The organism is Microcoleus sp. B13-B6, assembly GCF_036705405.1.
Classification (GTDB): domain Bacteria; phylum Cyanobacteriota; class Cyanobacteriia; order Cyanobacteriales; family Microcoleaceae; genus Microcoleus.
Genome location: NZ_JAUBUJ010000071.1, coordinates 16,370 through 33,118, shown reverse-complemented (window position 1 = coordinate 33,118; position 16,749 = coordinate 16,370). Strand labels below are relative to the sequence as shown.

The following is a 16,749-nucleotide window of genomic DNA, read 5'->3' as shown; positions in this document are numbered from 1 at the left end:
CTGATCAACCATAGGGTAAGCCTACATAAAAAAAATCTCTGAGAAATCAACCAGAGTATTACTAAATAAACCAAAGCGGATAGTACGCACGCGACTACCCGCTTCTTGCTTTTTCCTAAGAACTCAGTCGTAACATTTGCACTCAGGAATTATTTGGTAACTAGTGTCATGGCAGTATTACAGTTGACCGTGGCGCCATCAGCAACACCTACTGAAGCCGTACCCGCTGAGACACTTTCGCAAAGAACAGATTGAGTACCTTTTGCTTCTCCCGACGGAACTAAACCTACAGTTCCAGAATATCCCTTAAGAGCAGCAAGTGGGGTTGCAAGAACATGAGCTCCCTCAGCTACGGTAGAGAGTGTGTATGTGTAGTTAGTGGTGGAAGTTTTCAGACCAAGACCCAACGAAGTCATTTTATCGGTAAAAGTGCTAGTTTCTGCATAGACTGCTTGTTGAGCTTTGTTAATTGAACTAGCGTACTGCTTGGCTTCTGACTGCTTCGCTTTGTTTGCTTGGCTGAGGAAGGAAGGCAAAGCGATCGCCGACAAAATACCGATAATGATGATAACAACCAGCAGTTCAATCAGGGTGAAACCTTGATCCTGTCTTCTTTTGTTGAGCTGTTGCAGGAACTTGGCTTTAAATTCAGTCTTCATAAGTCTTTTCTCCGTGAGGGGTGGGATGCTTGATTTCTAACTCTTATATGTAACTTACCCAGTTATCCGCACTTTAATATCACCCCAAACTATTTTTTTTTTCAACTACTGGCTCTAATGCTCCAAAAGCACATACAGAAAGACTTCCAGCCTAATCAACAGTTCCTTGACTTCCTCAAAGGCAGTCTCATCACTAACAGACTCTAGGTTAACACCGATCGGCGAGCGGATTTGGAGCCACTGTTCTACTAGGGACACCACAGACTGTGGCCCATCCCAAAGAGGTAGCAAACAAGCAGCCATTGTACTCTCGATCGCCACCGGCGCTAGAGTTGGCACAATAATATAACGGCTAATCTCAAACGGCGTCTGGCTGTCAATGCAATTACTCAAGTCTTCCCTAATCTGGGAAGTCCTCAGTTGAGGGTGCAGGTGTACCCGTGCTTCCCGCCATTGAGCTTCCGTCCATTCCGCAACTGGCACAAAAGCCTGAGTTCTCGCGGGATTGCCGCACCAGAAATCAAACAAACGGTGCAGGGGATGTAACAAGTCAAATAAATGCAGCCGCTCTTCCAGAGAAGCTTCTGGCAGACTCATCGCCAAAAACGGAGGCAAATCATCTGGATCTTTGAACAAATCCATCAACTCCCAGCGGCGCCAGGCCACCATACTGATAAACTCTAAATCAGCACCTCTCAACATAGCAAACACTTCAGGAATGGTACAACCTTTATCACCCACGAATAAATAGTTAACCATAATCCATCCCTCATCCTGTGCGAAATCGGCATTCCACCCTGCCGCCTTGATCCCTATTTCATCTCTCAAGGCTTCCATTGTTTCCCGGACTATTTCTATCTCCAATTCTCCTGGACATCCATTCATTAATCCCATTGCTTTAAAAGCAGCTTGAGCGCGAAATACTTCGGCTCTACCATTTGAGCTGTGAAGGTTTGTGCGGATGATGCCATCGGTCGCCATAACTGATTTCATCGCTTGCAATCCAGCAACAGGGTCGGGCAAGAGATACAGAACGTCGTCAGCATTGATATAGTCAAACTGTAACCCTAAACTTGGTAACTCTTCTATCTTCAAAGCATAAAACTCTGCATTAGCAACCCCATGATACTGTAAACGTTGCTCAGCTAGTTTCACCGATTGTTCTGATAAATCGATGCCTACTATTTTCGCTCCCGGATTGGCTATAGCTAAAACCAAGGATTTATAACCGGTGCCGCATCCCGCATCTAGGATAACTTTACCTTCGGTATTGATAATTTTTCTATTTCTGAAGTAGTAAGCAGTTACAAGATTATGAAGGTAGAGCAATTCACTCTTGTCTTTTGGAGATTCTTCCAGCGGGGTTCTGGGATAAGGAGTATTGTCAAATTGCTGGCGAATGTTTTCTATTAACTCTAAATTTTGGTGATCCATGTTCAATTACACTCAACGCTGGCAAATTACCTTAGTATCTCAGAAAATCGCCGATCGCCCGCCGGGCCGCAACACATACTTGCCATAATAGTCTGAAACCCCCGCCCTAACCAGAAATTCCCCTCCTAAACTCCCTCATCGCTTCCACACTCGAAGCCATCAGCAAGCAGCGACACAGCAAGTTAATATCTAGATCTGGCAAAACCACACTTGAATAAATTTTTTCATAACCCTCAGAACCCAAGCGATACATAGCCAATACACCATCCTCCCAAAACCAGACTTCAGCAACTCCCAATACTCGATAGCGCTGCAATTTTTTGACATTACCGCTAGTGAAGATAACTTCGATACATAAATCTGGGGGAGAATTTGGGGTTATGCGTCGGACAATAAAGTAAGATTCATCAGCTTGTGCAGACACTACCCCTTCCTTTTCTTGGGTAAAACTTCCCGTAGGTGAAAACTCAATTTCATTTTCGGCGCAGTAGATAGACAGCAGCGTACAAATTGTCCGACTAAAAAATTCGTGTTCTGGGGAAACTGCCAATATTTCTACCTCTCCTTTGTAATAAAACAACCTCGTCCCTGGGGAGTCAGAAAACCCCTGTTCAATTAGCTTGAACTGTTCCCAGCTAATCCCGGACTGAATGAACCGTTGGTCTACTGGCTGTAAGAGTGTCTGTGTCATCATGCGAACCTCAATCAAGTTCTGGGTTTCAAACAACATTCATAAAGCATTAAATACTGTTAACGTTATTTCTGTGATAAGTTTAGATTGCCTTTTTTGCCCAAGGTGCGATCGCTCGATAAGCTGTTCTGCATTTAAATTATTATATGTCAAAAAACAATCCCACTCTTGTTGGGTGGCTTTGAGCAACGCCCGAATATACAATTTAAGTTCGCGACGACAGCTTACCAGACTTTCAAGTCGGCATAATGTCGTCGAGTCTCAGTTGTAAATTGGGAAACAGGTAAGAAGAAATAGTATCTCCCAAGCGATATTGTTGCTGCTGGTATGCACCATTAACTAACTGGCAGACTGTGAAAGTCGGTTGCTTTGGGTTGCCGATAAATTGCCAACCACCTAAGCCCCGAAAGTCCACAATCCAATATTCTGGGATATTCAAGAAAGCGTATTCTTCCACTTTTCTGGCATAATCATCTTGCCAATTAGTGCTGACCACTTCAGCAACAAGCTTCATTGTACTACCGTTACAAATAACTGGTTCTTTTTGCCAAAGGGGTTCTTGACCGAGTTCTGATTTATCTAAAACAACTACGTCAGGACGCAGCGCTGTAGCTTCAGCATAGAGTGGTTTGATTAGACAATTTTTAGGCACCAACCAGTTGAAGTTATCCCGAAAGATTTCGACATAAATTTTACCCGCAATACTCCCGGCAACAGCTTCGTGAGGGCCCGTAGGTGACCTGTCTCTGAGTTCTCCGTCAATTAGTTCATAGCGTGTATTATCCCCATATTGGGCGATAAACTCCTCAAAGCTAAGTAATTTGGCTGTGGTGTAGGTCATAGATCGTGTTTTAACGGGATGTAATTTAATTGTAAGTTTAGTTAAAACTGAGATATTGCACCATTCTCAATTAGCCGTAGGGGCGGGTTCGCCAACAGCCTTAAATCTTGCAAATAGGTTCTATAAACCCGCCCGACCCCACGAAAAATCCTCTTATTGATATTGCTGCAAGATGTCAGTTAAAATCGACTATCTGGCAAAAAAACAAAGGTTTGGTACTTTGCTCTCAATCCTGCCCCTCTGCTAATCTTCTATTACTTCCGGGCTTAGCACAAACTTGCGATAATAGTCTCAATGCCTAATTATACAACCAACTACCACCTCCATGAACACCAACATCAGCCCCATCCTCAAAGTATTCACCCTATCCGCCGCCCTTTCCCTCGCCATCAAGTATGCAGGGCCTAGCTTATCCATACCCTCTACGGACATCAACGCCCTAATCGCCGTCTTTACCCCCAGTATCATCTTAGCTGCTATCCTCGGCTGGCGATCGCGCCAACACACTTAAATCCAGTTAAGCATAGGAAAATAACTGCGATCGCCCTAACCAGAAATTCCCCTCCTAAACTCCCTCATCGCTTCCACACTCGAAGCCATCAGCAAGCAGCGACACAGTAAATTAATATCTAAATCTGGCAAAACAACACTTGAAGAAATTTTTTCATAACCCTCAGAACCCAAGCGATACATAGCCAATACACCATCCTCCCAAAACCAGACTTCAGCAACTCCCAATACTCGATAGCGCTGCAATTTTTTGACAGTACCGCTAGTGAAGATAACCTCTACAGATAAGTCGGGAGGAGTTCCAGTTGACCTACCAATAAGATATGATTCGTCAGCTTGTGCTGAAGCTTCGCCTTCTATTTCTAGAGTCCGGCTTCCTGTAGGTTTAAATTCAATATTTTTGATGTCAAAGTAAAGAGCCAAAAGAATAGTGAGGGTGCGACTAATCGCTTCGTGGTCTTCCGAAACTGCCAAGATTTCTACCTCTCCTCTGTAATAAAACAACCTGATGCCAGGGGACTCAGAAAACCCCTGTTCAATTAGCTTGAACTGTTGCCAGCTAATCCCGGAGTGAATGAACCGTTGGTCTAGTGGCTGTAAAAGTGTCTGTGTCATCATGCGAACCTCAATCAAGTTCTGGGTTTAAAACAACATTCATCGCCTCTTTCCTGTTAAAAACTCTAAGGCGCGATCGCAGCCGCAACACAATACTTGCGATAATAATCTCAATGCCTAATTATACAACCAACTACCACGTCCATGAACACCAACATCAGCCCCATCCTCAAAGTATTCACCCTATCCGCCGCCCTTTCCCTGGCCATCAAGTACGCAGGGCCTAGCTTATCCATCCCTTCTACCGACCTCAACGCCCTAATCGCCGTCTTTACGCCCAGTATCATCCTAGCTGCTATCCTCGGCTGGCGATCGCGCCAACAGCAGCAGTAGAGACGCCATCAAAAAGTGCGCTCTACACTAGGTCTAAAGACTGTGTTTTTACCAAAATCTTAATTCCCCGTACAGCTATCAAACACAACCCAACTTAAGGCACTCACCATGATTCAAATTATACCTGAATTAGTAACATTCGATGAATTCATTGACTGGTATCCTGAAAATTCAGAACACCACTACGAACTACACAATGGAGAAATTGTTGAAATGCCAAAACCAACAGGTAAACATTCTAAAGTGGCAGGTTTTACCGCACTGAAAGTCGGAATTGAAATTGAGCGTCTCAATTTGCCCTACTTCATCCCCAAAGAATCCGTCATCAAACCGATGCGCGAGGAATCGGGATATGAACCAGATATCATTGTACTTAACGAACAAACCATTGCAAACGAGCCGCGATGGGAAAAATCATCAATTATCACAATGGGTTCATCAGTCCCCCTAATCGTCGAGGTAACTAGCACTAATTGGGGTGATGATTATGCCCTAAAGCTTGAGGCATATGAGTCAATGGGTATTCAGGAATATTGGATTATAGACTATCTAGGATTGGGCGGCAGACGGTTTATTGGCAACCCCAAACAACCCACTTTTTCGGTTTACCAACTAATTGACGGGGAATACCAAGTCAAACTGTTCAGAGGATGCGAGGGTATTGAGTCCCCAACTTTCCCAGAATTGAAGCTGACAGCGCAGCAGGTGTTCGCCAAAGGGAATTGAGGAGGCTGCTTATGCTAATGTCCGAGTAGGGGTATCTGATTAAAGATGCGATCGCGCGCATCTGCTGTATCTTGATATAAAGGCGATTCATCGCTTCAGGGGTGCAGAGCAATTAGCAACCAGTAATGCCCCATACCCTATTCCTCAATCTAAAATCTAAAATCTAATATCTAAAATCTAATGAAGCTAGGACAGTGGATGGGCTTATTAGCCCTCATCACATCTTGTTACATCCTGTGGCAAATCAGGCAGGCCCTACTGCTGCTGTTTGCCGCCGTCGTCTTAGCCACCGCCTTAAACAGGCTAGCACGGTATTTACAAAAATTCGGACTCAAAAGATCGATCGCCGTACTCTTATCAGTTAGCTTCCTAATCCTCGTATTCGTAGGCTTATTCCTGATAATTGTACCGCCCTTTACCCAACAGTTTCAACAACTTACCCAAAGAGCACCTCAAGGAATAGAAAGATTAAATCAGTGGATAGATCAATTTGAGGCTCGCTTTTCAGGACAAATAGGTCAGCGACTGCCGAATCTTGATATTAACGATATTATCCAACAACTGCAACCCCTATTTAACCAACTCGTCGGCGGTGCAGGAGCCTTTGTCGGTAACACATTAGGCGTTATTCTCAGCTTTTTGCTCGTCATAGTTTTGACATTGATGACATTAGCAGAACCTCTCTCTTACCGCAAAGCATTCATCCAACTATTTCCCTCTTTCTATCGGCGACGAGTCGATGGCATCTTAGATGAATGCGAAATAGCTCTCGGTCGATGGGTAATCGGTGCTTTAATTAGCATGAGTGTTATCACTTTTCTGAGTTTAATTGGTTTGTCAATATTGCAGGTTCCCCTAGCTCTAGCTCACGCTGTATTAGCCGGCTTGCTGAACCTAATACCCAATATCGGGCCTGGTTTGAGCGTCATTGCCCCAATGACGATCGCACTTTTAGACTCTCCCTTAAAATCCGGTTTTGTGCTGATTCTTTACTTTCTAATTCAACAATTTGAAAGCAACCTCCTCACCCCCTACGTCATGGCACAGCAAGTATCACTGCTGCCAGCAGTAACATTAATAGCTCAAGTATTCTTCGCCACATTCTTTGGATTTTTAGGCTTATTGCTAGCTCTCCCCCTCACCGTTGTAGCTCAAGTTTGGATTAGGGAAGCCCTAATTAAAGATATTCTAAACCAGTGGAGTGCCAGCCCTAAAACCTTAGCAGCAATCGATTCTGCTATCCATGAAGAATATGAATCTATAGAAGTCGCCGAAAGCCGATCCGAAAAGTCGCCAGAACACAAACCCGACATCCCAGATCGTGTAGAAAAGGACGCTCCTGAAAATCAATAGTTAAGGTTTGTAAGGACTTCAGTTCTTATTCATTCCCAGTTATAGGCCAGAAGTATTCACTACAAGTTTAGGAAAATTATGGTATGAATGCCCTTAAATAACTATCTTCAAGCCTCGCATTTTATACCGCATCTCTGCCGGCGCTAAAAATCTGTTTAACCGTCAAATTAAACTGCCCCAATGTGGGTGACACAACCCTATCACTCCCCCGAAACAGACCAAGAATTTCTTGAGGGTACAAGCCCCCGGATTTATCCGTGGAATCAATCCAAAATCTAAAATCGAAAATCCTCAAACCCCCGCATTTATCCGTGGGGTCGCCTCTAAAATCTAAAATCTAAAATCTAAAATCGATTGACTGACTTGATACTCACCGTCAACCAACTGGTAAACTGAAAAAGTAGGTTGTTTAGGATTGCCAATATAGCGTCGCCCGCCAAGTCCCAAATAGTCCGCAATCCAGTATTCAGAAATGCCCAAAGCTTCGTAATTCACCAATTTGTAGCCATAATCATCCCGCCAATTGGTACTGACAACTTCGACAATTAGCCGGACAGAACTACCCATTGTAATGATAGATTCCTTTTTCCATCTCGGTTCGCTGTCCGTCCCTTGCCTGTCTAAAACGATCGCATCCGGTTCGTAACCAGATAGCTCATTATCAGCCTGGACAACGCATTCTTTGGGAACGAAGTAGGGCAACCCTAGCCTCTCGATTTCAATCCCTAGCTTCAGGCACAGGAAGCCGGCTACTTCTGAAGGTTCTCCGGTTGCTTTAGGCATCTCAACAATAGTTCCATTGTGCAGTTCGTAACGGTTTACCTAATTTTCAGGATACCAGTCAATAAATTCATCGAAGGTGACAGGTTTTAATATCGCTTGAGTCATGGCGATCGCCCTTTATTTGATTTATGATATTGTTATTGTATCCGTTAGAATTTACATCTTGCCTCATTATCAAGAACAGGCAAGATGCCTGTTCCACAAAGAGTGAATTTTCTTGTGGAACAGGCATCTTGCCTGTTCATAAAAGGCTTATTGAGAATGGTGCAACATCTCAGTTATAATATATTGCTTTTATCTCAAACAACCAGCTCGATCGACAATCCATCAATCTAAAATCCATCCAAAATCAAAACCACTCCAAAATCAATCAATTCAAAATCTAAAATCCAAAATCTAAAATCTAAAATATATGAGATCGATCGACGAAATCAACGATAAAATCAGCCAGGGCAAAGCCACAGTCTGGACGATCGAAGAACTCAAAACAAGAGTTCAAGAAACCAGCATTACCCAAGCAGCCAAAGAAGTCGATGTGATTACCACCGGCACCTTCGAGCCGATGGAATCCTCCGGTGCAATCATCAACCTCGGCCATACCGACCCCCCGATAAAAATCCGCCAGTGCTGGCTAGACGGCGTTTTAGCCTACTCCGGCTTCGGGGCAGTAGACCTGTACCTGGGAGCCACCCAAGTAGCCGAAGACGGCGAAGAATCCCGCGAACGGGGCGGCGGCCACGTCATCGAAGACTTAATAGCCGGCAAACCCGTGCAGTTGCGGGCTCTGGGGCAAGTAACAGACTGCTACCCCCGCGCCTCCTTTGAAACCACGATTACCCGCGATACAATCAACCAGTTTTATTTATTCAATCCCCGCAACGCATATCAAAACTTTATTGTTGGCGTCAACGGGGGCGATCGCCCGCTGTTCACCTACCTCGGCCCCCTGCAACCAAACCTCGGCAACGCCGTCTACTCGAACCTTGGAGCCATGTCTCCCCTGCTCAACGACCCCGACCTCGAAATCATCGGCATCGGCACCCGCATCTTCCTAGGAGGCGCTCAGGGTTACATCACATGGGAAGGAACCCAGCACTTCCCGCTGCAAAAACGCCAGCCCAACCGCACCCCCATCGGCCCCGCTGCCACCCTCGCACTCATCGGCGACGCCAAACAGATGAACTCGAAATGGGTACGCGGCTGCTACTTCAAAAACTACGGCCCATCCCTGATGCTGGGAGTCGGCATCCCCTTTCCCGTCTTAAACGAAACAGTCGTCGCCCACTGTGCAGTATCAGACAAAAAAATAGTAGCGCCGGTGGTAGATTTCTCTATCCCCCGGCGCGTTCGTCCAACCTTCGGTTTAGTTAGTTACGCTCAATTAAAGACTGGCCGCATCCTGATAGAGGGCAAACCTGTGCGGGCCGCCCCCCTTGCGAGTATGTTTCTGTCCCGGCAAGTAGCATTGGAATTGAAGCAGCAAATTGAAGCGGGTCAATTTACCCTCACGGCCCCAGTTGCTCCCCTACCCACCGACAGAGTATTTCTCCCCCAAGATTTGTGGGGCGCTCAAGTGAGGCTTGAATAGACAGTTCCTAGACTAAAGTCACGGATTATAAATTGAATGAACCACGAGAGGATATTCAAAGATGATCGACGAAAACCAGTCTAAGTTCACTGATGAGGAAGTTGCGGCTGCTGAGAAACAGATTTTTGAACACACAAAGAGAATTGAGTTCTATCTGACGGAATATTCCATTGAGCTTCTGGCCCAAAAGATGCAGAAAGGAGATTTTGAGATTCCGGCCTACCAGCGCGAGTTCACATGGGAACCAGAGCGCAAATCCCGGTTCATTGAGTCAGTATTGATGGGACTTCCGATCCCTTTCCTCTTCTTTTGGGAAAGCCCGTCAACAGGTAAGCTTGAAATTGTTGATGGTTCACAGCGCCTTAGAACAATTCAGGAGTTCGTTCTTGGTGACTTTCCCCTAGGTGACTTGGAAGAACTATCGCTACTGACCGGATTTCGATTCAAAGATCTCCCCGAATCTCGGCAACTAAAAATCAAGAACCGTTCCATTAGGGGGATCGTGCTCAATGAACACGCCGATGAGCAAGCACGATTTGATCTTTTTGATCGAATTAACACAGGAAGCAAGGTCGCGAACAAGGCTGAGGTGCGTCGAGGTGCGTTAGGAGGTGCTTTCCTGGATCTTGTGATTTCACTCGCCAAAGAGCCCACCTTTGTCAAACTTGCGCCGCTATCCAAGAAACTGTTATTGGAGCGCGAGAGAGAAGAGCTCGTTACACGATTCTTCGCCTACGGTGATGGGCTAGAAGCATATAAAGACAGAGTGTCGCCATTTCTTTTCACCTACACGAAGAAGATGAACGATCGCTTTAAACAGAACCCAGCAGAAATTGAGTCCTACCGGCAACGCTTCATGGACATGATAGACTTTGTATCGCGCAACTTCCCGTCGGGCTTCAGCAAAACACCTAAAGGTAAGGCGACACCCCGATCGCGTTTTGAAGCTATAGCCATTGGAAGCTATCTAGCACTTCAGCAACGGCCTGAGATAGCTAACCAATCGCTCAAAGTTGAAGAATGGTTGAACAGCAAGGACTTTACAAAAGTGACTGGCGCCGACGGTGCGAACGCAATAGGCAGACTCAGGGCTCGTATACATTTCGTTCGCGATCGTTTACTTGGAGATTGAGGATGGAGGATTTGAGCCAAGCTTTTGAAGAGCGTTTACAGGAAATTGAAACTTACCTTGACCTGCTTGAGTCTATACAGGAACAAGTGCAGGGAGGACCTCCACAAATCGGGGAAGCTACGATCACTCCGCAACAGCAGAAAATCCTCTATTCGAGTGTTTACTTACAGCTCTACAATCTTGTCGAGTCAACTATTACTCGGTGCGTAGATGCCGTATCTAAGGCAGTGGTTAATAACAGATCGCTGCCCAATGAGTTGTCCATTGAGTTGCGCCGCGAGTGGGTGCGATGCACCGCACGTACCCATAATGATCTCAACTACGAGAATCGCCTGGAATCTGCATTGAACCTCTGCGAACACCTAGTGCAAGCACTTCCCATATCAACTTTTGAAGTTGAAAAAGGTGGAGGTGGAAATTGGGATGATGAGGAGATTTACAAACTTAGTAAACGTCTAGGATTGTCCTTAAATATAAGTCGTCAGGCTAATCGTGCTGTCAAACAACCATTTCGGGATGACCAAGGCGCACTTTCCCTGATCAAAAGTTTTCGGAACAAACTAGCACACGGTAATCTATCATTTGCAGAGAGTGGCAATAATATTACTGTTAGCCAGCTTCGTGACCTCACTGAACGAACAGCATTGTATCTGAGAGAGGTTGTAAATTGCTTCAAGTTATCGATCGATGCACATGAGTTCCTAATGCCGGAGAACCGACCTACATGAGCCAAGGCATGAATCCAGATGAGACTATGGTCGGCGCTCACAATGGCAAAGAGCCTCAGATCGATCGCAGAAGTACAGCCATTAGCTGCATCGATCTGTTTTGCGGTTTGGGCGGTCTTACGCATGGACTGATCCGAGGAGGTATTCAGGTTGTTGCGGGCATCGACATCGATCCACAATGTCGCTTCCCATACCAGAGCAACAACGACGCCCTTTTCGTCCAGCAGGATGTCAGCTCGCTATCTGGTTCCCAACTTGCAGATATTTTTGGCAATAGGACATTGCGTTTGCTGGCAGGCTGCGCGCCCTGCCAACCATTCTCGACTTACAGCCGTAAGGGGCGCCAGGAACGCCAGGACACTAAGTGGGTTCTCGTATCCGACTTCGGTCGGTTGGTACGGGAGACTCAACCCGACTTCGTAACGATGGAGAATGTGCCACAGCTTTTAGAGCATGAAGTTTTCAAGGATTTTTTGAAGAACCTCGAAGGCTATGCGACCAGTTGCAGTATTGTAGATTGTGTTCAATATGGAGTTCCACAGACTCGTAAACGGCTTGTGCTGCTAGCGTCCCGATTCGGGCCAGTAGAATTAGTACCTCCAATCTTTTCTAGACGATCGTGCACAACTGTGCGTGAGGCGATTTCCCATCTACCCGCCTTAGCAGCCGGATGCTCCGATCCAAATGACGCACTTCATACCGCATCCTCACTAAGTGACCTGAACCTCCGCCGAATCAGAGCCTCAAAACCCGGAGGCACATGGCATGACTGGGATGATTCACTGCTGGCACCATGTCATCGTAAGAAATCCGGACAAACTTATGCTAGCGTGTATGGTCGTATGAAGTGGGACGCCCCGGCTCCAACGATCACAACTCAATGCTTCGGCTACGGAAATGGTCGGTTCGGACATCCGGAACAGGATCGTGCAATTTCTCTGAGAGAGGCCGCTATCCTTCAGACTTTTCCCGAAAACTACCGCTTCCTAGCTCCTGGCGAGCGTGTCTGTTTCAGCAAACTGGGTCGTTTAATCGGAAACGCTGTTCCTGTTCAAATTGGCGAGGTGGTAGCGCAGAGCCTACTCGCTCATGTACAGAAGTACAATAAGCAGCTCAACTAAAAATGCAAGATTAAAAGTTTTTTAACCTTTAATCTTGCATTTTTACTTTCACTATTTTTTATTGCTCGATCGGCTTAGGCTTCTTAACCGGCTTAGGAAGAGGTTCCTTGGGGACAGGCGGTGGTGCTGCTGCTGCGGATTTGATGGTAGGACGCCCTACAGGAGCACCGTCACCGCTGGGTCTAGGAGTAAACGGACGCTTCCCTCCTTTTTTGAAGCCACCGGGTGGCTTGCTGCCAGGGGGGAATTTCCGCTTTTTAATCGGCAGGGCACCAATATTATTAGCCTGCTCAATCATCAGACTCTCAGCTTTCAATTTGACGTGGAAATCCCAAAAAAACCCGATCGCCTTTGTAGCTAAATCTCCCTTGAGTTTCAACTTAAAAAACTTCATCTTGTCGTCATTCTTGCGGGGAGCTTGCTTGATTTTGACGATGACATACTTTTCTTCGTCTTGGGATTGATAAATCACCTCACCTCTAATCGAAAAATAGCCATCTTCAACATCAGGTTCCGAGGGAGGCAAAGATGCGGTCGATGCTTCGCCGCTAGCCTCAATCTCCGCTGCTTCCTGACTTTCCTCATCAGAGGAAGGTTCGGGAGGTTTCTTGAGCGTTTCCGGCTCCCAAACCCCCATAATCTGGGCGTGCAAGTTGCCGTCTTCTTGCCTGGTGCGGGGATAGACCACCCACAGGTGTTCTTGTTCCAGCTCCAGGTGATTTTTGACTAAACTCATAACTCTACCCAGCAAAACTGCGTCGATGGCAGTTCCGTCGGCAGCTATCAGCATACCCCGGGTGAATTGCTCTTCTGATGGCGTGTAGCGGCCCCGCACCAAACCAACAGCTCGGTACTGTCTGGGTTCGCTGGGGGGGGGAATGGGATGTTGGCGCATGACTGAGGGTATGTCCTCAGCGGCCTGACTTTCATTAGCGGCAGGCTCGGCGTTTGTGGGCGGTGCGACTGCTAGGGCTGGAGTATCGCTGACAGGTGTCGAAGACGCTGCTGGCGCCGGGGGGGCAGGAGCATTGCTGGGCTGGTCTTGTGGCTTTGTTTTGTCCTTGTCGAGGGCAGAACTGTAGCGTGGTCGTTGCAGCTTATCCTTGGACGCTGGGGCGTCGGTTGGCGTTGCCGGTTGATTTTGGTCAACAGGTGCAGCCAACGCCGAAGGCACCGAACTTTCGTCTGGTGTCTCAGGAATGGAATCTGGATCATTAGGCGGATTGACGGCCTGTTCGCTCGGCTGAGCCTTGCGATTTGAAGTAGATTTGGACGATTTGGAAGACCGGTTGGGAGAGGGGTTCATAAAAACTCCTTGCAGCGGAGACACATCCCTTAAGGGAAATTAGGAATAAACTGAAGAAACTGCTTTAAAAACTACTAGCACCTGACAGGCGGGCTTGCGCCCGGAGGTCAGGTTGTGACCCGTCAACGCCAACTTTCAACGCTACGAGTGCCGATCGGTTCGCTGGCTGCTAAAATCCTTGCGAGCAAGGACTTTGGGAGTTGCTGACCGCTCGATCGCCGATCGCGCTGAGCTGGAGTTGCTGGCTAATAGCATTTAGGATATTCAGCTTGCCTATTTTACTTAATCCAATTACCTAACGGCCTGATCCGCCATATTTTTGGTAATTTTTAGCTAGACCAGACTAAATTGGACAGACACCGCAGTCCTTGGGGCTGCGGGTCTGAGTGTCCAAAATTGTTTAGCTAGCATGGAGTTGTGGGTCTGTTACCGGAAAACGAGAGGAAAGCCCCCGACTTCAGGCGTGGGGATGAATTCGGCAGCGGATGCGGCCGCCTACAGTCTTAGAAAAATCCTGGTTGATTTCTAAAAGCATGATATGATTATATCATGCTAACAGTAACTCACGAGTACAAACTACGTCCGACCAAATCTCAAGTTCAAATATTTGAGATTTGGTTGTCTGTTTGTCGTCAGGTTTATAACTATGCCTTGCGAGAACGGAAAGATTGGGTGAATTCTCGTAAGTCTTCTGTTAATGCTTGTTCGATAATTGGTGAGTATATTATCTCACCGGATACTCCGAGACCAACCTATGCTAGTCAGTGCAAAGGTTTGGCAGAAGCTAAGAAGCATTGTCCCGAATTAAAGACCCCTCATTCGCAAGTATTGCAGCAAACTTTAAAGGTTTTAGAGTCGGCATTTGTGGCAATGTGGGAGAGAGGGCATGGGTTTCCTCGCTTCAAAAAACGGATGCGATCGTTTGTTTTCCCGGCTGTTAAGGATGCAGCAGTGGAGAATGGAAAGGTTAACCTGCCGTCTATTGGGTGGGTAAGGATGAAAATGTCTAGACCCACACCAGAGGGTTTTATACTCAAGCAAATTAGAGTAGTTAAAAGGGCATCAGGATATTTTGTCATGCTGACCTACCAGTTAGCAGTCAACCTGCCCGCTCGCCCACCGTCAGGACATCCATTAGGGGTAGATATTGGGCTTGACAAATACCTCGCAACTTCAGATGGAGAATTAGTCAACAGACCGAGATTTTTTCAGGCACTTCACCGCGAGTTGAAATCACTGCAACGAAGATTAAAGCATCAAAGAAAAGGGTCTAATAATTGGCTTAATCTCCAGAAAAAGATTGCTAGAATTCATCAAAAAATCAGTGATACCAGAAAGGATTGGCACTATAAATTAGCTCATCGGTTATGTGACCAAGCAGGAATGATATTCGTTGAGGATATCAATTTTAAGGCTTGGGCAAAGGGGATGTTCGGTCAACATACTCTCGATGCAGCCTATGGTCAATTCTTCTCGATTCTGTCTCATGTGTGTTGGAAGCGCGGGGTGTATTTTGCTCGTGTTGATAAAAACTATACGAGTCAAATTTGCCCCCAATGTGGAACCCATACTGGTAAGAAAACCTTGGATGTCAGAATCCATAGTTGTCAGTCCTGCGGGTACACCACTCATCGCGATACAGCAGCAGCACAAGTAATTAGAGACAGAGGTATCCTTGCGGTCGGGCAGCCCGTGAGTAAAACTGCTTCTGGAGGCGTTCTATCGGGGATCGATAGTAATATCGGTCTAGAGTCGAGCCTGTGAGAGAAGAATCCCCCGCATTGTATGCGTGGGGAGTGTCAACATATTAGCTGCAAGTAAAAGGCTGCTTTGTCCGTTCGGACTTTGAAGTTAAAAACATTTACGGTTGCACCGATCGAGCTAAATGGCAGATGCCCCCCGGCGATGCGTTAATTCTTAGAAAATAGTAGATTTAAGCTGGGATAGTTGAATTATGGAAAAAGCAAACAAGCGTCGTGGGTTGATTACTGTCGTGGTGGTGCTGTCGCTCATCGCTTTTTTGGGATTTTCCCTTGTGCCAATTTTAGACAGTATTCTCAAGGCCAGCCAAGCGCAAAGTCGATCGACTCCAACACCTACTCAGACGGCGCCGTCTGGGGATAAGCAATCAGAGTTGCTGCAAGCTCAGGCGAGGGGGTACGAATTGGTTTTGCAGCGGGAACCTGACAACGTAACGGCTTTGCGGGGATTGTTGCAGGTGCGACTGGAGTTGATCGGACAAGGAGTGGGCGACATTAAGGATGCGATCGCTCCTTTGGAAAAGTTGGCTGCCCTGAATCCTGAGACTACTGAATACGGGATTTTGCTGGCTCAGGCTAAGGAACGCACGGGCGATCGCGAAGGGGCTGCTCAAGCTTACAGGTCAATTTTAGCGTCTAAGCCTGGGGAAATTAAGGCTTTGCAGGGGTTGGTGAATTTGCTGCTGGTGCAGCAGCGGCCCGAAGCTGCGATCGGACTGCTGCAAGATACGTTGAAGGCTGCTCCGGCTGCAAATCTGGCGAAACCGGAAAGTGTGGATGTAACTTCAGTGCAGTTGATTTTGGGACAGGTTTATGCTGTGCAGAAGCGCTACGAGGAGGCGATCGCAATTTACGACGAATCTGCTAAGGCTAATCCCAAAGATTTTCGCCCCACTTTAGGAAAGGCGATCGTGCTGAAGGAACAGGGCAAAACAGATGAAGCAAAAACGCTGTTCGATCGAGCTACTGAGTTAGCTCCTCCTAACTATAAAGACCAAATTAATCAGTTAGCTAGTGGCACTCCTTCGCCTTCTCCGGCGGCTGCGGCGACTCCCAAGCCGGCTGCTTCTCCTAGTCCTGAAGGTGCGCTACCGAAACCTTAAGGAAAGTTTTGAGTTTTGAGTTTTGAGTTTTGAGTTAAAAAGTTTAAAATTCACTCATGCGGCTAC

The 16,749-nt window shown here is 46.6% G+C and carries 17 protein-coding genes and 1 pseudogene; 11 read left to right on the top strand and 7 right to left on the bottom strand.

Going from position 1 to position 16,749, the window contains the following annotated elements; translation table 11 throughout:
• Nucleotides 1–149: 149 nt before the first annotated feature.
• The 4 genes from QUB35_RS26195 to QUB35_RS26180 all read right to left on the bottom strand — a co-directional run bounded on the left by QUB35_RS26195 (nt 150) and on the right by QUB35_RS26180 (nt 3,625).
• Nucleotides 150–659 (bottom strand): type IV pilin-like G/H family protein, encoded by a 510-nt coding sequence (locus QUB35_RS26195; RefSeq protein WP_333144585.1) that lies wholly within the window; start codon nt 657–659, stop codon nt 150–152.
• 114 nt (nt 660–773) lie between these two features.
• Nucleotides 774–2,093, bottom strand: coding sequence for a class I SAM-dependent methyltransferase (locus QUB35_RS26190; protein WP_333144584.1), 1,320 nt, complete (start codon nt 2,091–2,093; stop codon nt 774–776).
• A gap of 106 nt (nt 2,094–2,199) precedes the next feature.
• Entirely contained in the window at nt 2,200–2,784 is a 585-nt protein-coding gene (locus tag QUB35_RS26185) for a Uma2 family endonuclease (protein ID WP_333144583.1), read from the bottom strand.
• Between the two features lie 235 nt (nt 2,785–3,019).
• Nucleotides 3,020–3,625 carry a Uma2 family endonuclease gene (locus QUB35_RS26180; RefSeq protein WP_333144582.1) on the bottom strand — a complete coding sequence of 202 codons (606 nt, stop codon included), beginning with the start codon at nt 3,623–3,625 and terminating at the stop codon, nt 3,020–3,022.
• Between the two features lie 325 nt (nt 3,626–3,950).
• On the opposite strand from QUB35_RS26180, the gene QUB35_RS26175 reads away from it, so the two are divergent.
• Nucleotides 3,951–4,136: a hypothetical protein gene (locus QUB35_RS26175; RefSeq protein WP_333144581.1), complete on the top strand. Its 186-nt coding sequence runs from the start codon at nt 3,951–3,953 to the stop codon at nt 4,134–4,136.
• 35 nt (nt 4,137–4,171) lie between these two features.
• Here QUB35_RS26175 and QUB35_RS26170 read toward each other — a convergent pair whose 3' ends face one another.
• Entirely contained in the window at nt 4,172–4,750 is a 579-nt protein-coding gene (locus QUB35_RS26170; RefSeq protein ID WP_333144580.1) for a Uma2 family endonuclease, read from the bottom strand.
• 144 nt (nt 4,751–4,894) lie between these two features.
• Here QUB35_RS26170 and QUB35_RS26165 point away from each other — a divergent pair, with 144 nt between their 5' ends.
• From QUB35_RS26165 to QUB35_RS26155, 3 genes are all read left to right on the top strand, one after another.
• Nucleotides 4,895–5,083 (top strand): hypothetical protein, encoded by a 189-nt coding sequence (locus tag QUB35_RS26165; protein ID WP_332984302.1) that lies wholly within the window; start codon nt 4,895–4,897, stop codon nt 5,081–5,083.
• Between the two features lie 108 nt (nt 5,084–5,191).
• Nucleotides 5,192–5,809, top strand: a complete 618-nt coding sequence (locus tag QUB35_RS26160) for a Uma2 family endonuclease (RefSeq protein WP_333144579.1) — start codon at nt 5,192–5,194, stop codon at nt 5,807–5,809.
• 180 nt (nt 5,810–5,989) lie between these two features.
• Nucleotides 5,990–7,162, top strand: a complete 1,173-nt coding sequence (locus QUB35_RS26155; protein ID WP_333144578.1) for an AI-2E family transporter — start codon at nt 5,990–5,992, stop codon at nt 7,160–7,162.
• Nucleotides 7,163–7,516: 354 nt separating this feature from the next.
• On the opposite strand, the pseudogene QUB35_RS26150 reads toward QUB35_RS26155, so the two are convergent.
• Nucleotides 7,517–8,050, bottom strand: a pseudogene (locus QUB35_RS26150) (Uma2 family endonuclease); the annotation flags it as partial.
• Nucleotides 8,051–8,134: 84 nt separating this feature from the next.
• On the opposite strand from QUB35_RS26150, the gene QUB35_RS26145 reads away from it, so the two are divergent.
• The 5 genes from QUB35_RS26145 (at nt 8,135) to QUB35_RS26125 (ending at nt 12,514) form a co-directional block, all read left to right on the top strand.
• Nucleotides 8,135–8,281, top strand: a complete 147-nt coding sequence (locus tag QUB35_RS26145) for a hypothetical protein (RefSeq protein WP_333144577.1) — start codon at nt 8,135–8,137, stop codon at nt 8,279–8,281.
• Between the two features lie 76 nt (nt 8,282–8,357).
• Nucleotides 8,358–9,533 (top strand): homocysteine biosynthesis protein, encoded by a 1,176-nt coding sequence (locus QUB35_RS26140; protein WP_333036886.1) that lies wholly within the window; start codon nt 8,358–8,360, stop codon nt 9,531–9,533.
• Nucleotides 9,534–9,594: 61 nt separating this feature from the next.
• Complete coding sequence (locus tag QUB35_RS26135) at nt 9,595–10,665, top strand: DUF262 domain-containing protein (protein ID WP_333144576.1); 1,071 nt, start codon at nt 9,595–9,597, stop codon at nt 10,663–10,665.
• A 2-nt stretch (nt 10,666–10,667) separates the two neighbouring features.
• Nucleotides 10,668–11,393 carry an MAE_28990/MAE_18760 family HEPN-like nuclease gene (locus QUB35_RS26130; protein ID WP_333144575.1) on the top strand — a complete coding sequence of 242 codons (726 nt, stop codon included), beginning with the start codon at nt 10,668–10,670 and terminating at the stop codon, nt 11,391–11,393.
• An 8-nt stretch (nt 11,394–11,401) separates the two neighbouring features.
• Complete coding sequence (locus QUB35_RS26125) at nt 11,402–12,514, top strand: DNA cytosine methyltransferase (protein WP_333144574.1); 1,113 nt, start codon at nt 11,402–11,404, stop codon at nt 12,512–12,514.
• A 58-nt stretch (nt 12,515–12,572) separates the two neighbouring features.
• Here the strand turns inward: QUB35_RS26125 and QUB35_RS26120 are convergent, their stop codons facing one another.
• Nucleotides 12,573–13,820 (bottom strand): hypothetical protein, encoded by a 1,248-nt coding sequence (locus tag QUB35_RS26120; RefSeq protein ID WP_333144573.1) that lies wholly within the window; start codon nt 13,818–13,820, stop codon nt 12,573–12,575.
• Nucleotides 13,821–14,369: 549 nt separating this feature from the next.
• Between QUB35_RS26120 and QUB35_RS26115 the strand changes: the two genes are divergently transcribed.
• Nucleotides 14,370–15,584 carry a transposase gene (locus tag QUB35_RS26115; protein WP_333144572.1) on the top strand — a complete coding sequence of 405 codons (1,215 nt, stop codon included), beginning with the start codon at nt 14,370–14,372 and terminating at the stop codon, nt 15,582–15,584.
• Between the two features lie 190 nt (nt 15,585–15,774).
• A complete protein-coding gene (locus QUB35_RS26110) occupies nt 15,775–16,683 on the top strand; it encodes a tetratricopeptide repeat protein (protein WP_333144571.1) in 909 nt (302 codons plus the stop codon).
• Nucleotides 16,684–16,749 lie beyond the last annotated feature (66 nt).